Origin of the sequence: Bradyrhizobium sp. PRIMUS42 (assembly GCF_023006515.1) — a bacterium.
Taxonomy (GTDB): domain Bacteria; phylum Pseudomonadota; class Alphaproteobacteria; order Rhizobiales; family Xanthobacteraceae; genus Bradyrhizobium.
Map to the genome: position 1 here is coordinate 1 of NZ_JALBGZ010001501.1, position 553 is coordinate 553.

Sequence of the window (553 nt, forward strand, 5' to 3'; positions counted from 1 at the left end):
CCCGGTCTGCGACGCAACGTATTCGGCACGCGCGTTCTGCACGGATTGCGGCGCGGTTGAATCGGTATCTTGCGCGTCGGGCGTCGCCTGCGCGGTCTGGGAGGCTTTGTCGCCGGCGGCGCGCAGATACCAGCACTGTCGCTTGGTCGTGCGTTCGAGGCGATAGTACCAATGCTGCCCCTGCGGCGCGGTGCCCTTCGGCGATGCGAGGCAGTCGGCGGCCGCGTTGGCCGTGCTCGGTGTGTTCGGCGCGTTCTGCGACACGGCGGCCAGTGGCAGGCCGGCAATGACGCTGCCGACCAGCGCGGATACGAATTTTGCGGTGCGGTTGCCCATCCTGGTCTCCCGGTTACGCATGACGCAACTCTTAACCACCCCTTTGTCATCAAAGACTTGGGTGGCAATGAGCCGCAAATCCGGAGAGGATGTGGCTTGAATCGGGCCTGCGCGGCGTTGGTTCCGCCGCGAAGCCGGCGTCTTGCCGGCGTTATTGCTTGGCTGAGGTCCAGGTTCCGCCGCAGCCGTCGGAGCGCCGCCAGGTTCCGGAACCGCT

At 66.2% G+C, this 553-nt stretch carries 1 pseudogene; it reads right to left on the reverse strand.

What is annotated here, in order from left to right:
• A pseudogene (locus tag MOV75_RS41310) lies at positions 1-357 on the reverse strand (hypothetical protein); the annotation flags it as partial.
• Positions 358-553 lie beyond the last annotated feature (196 nt).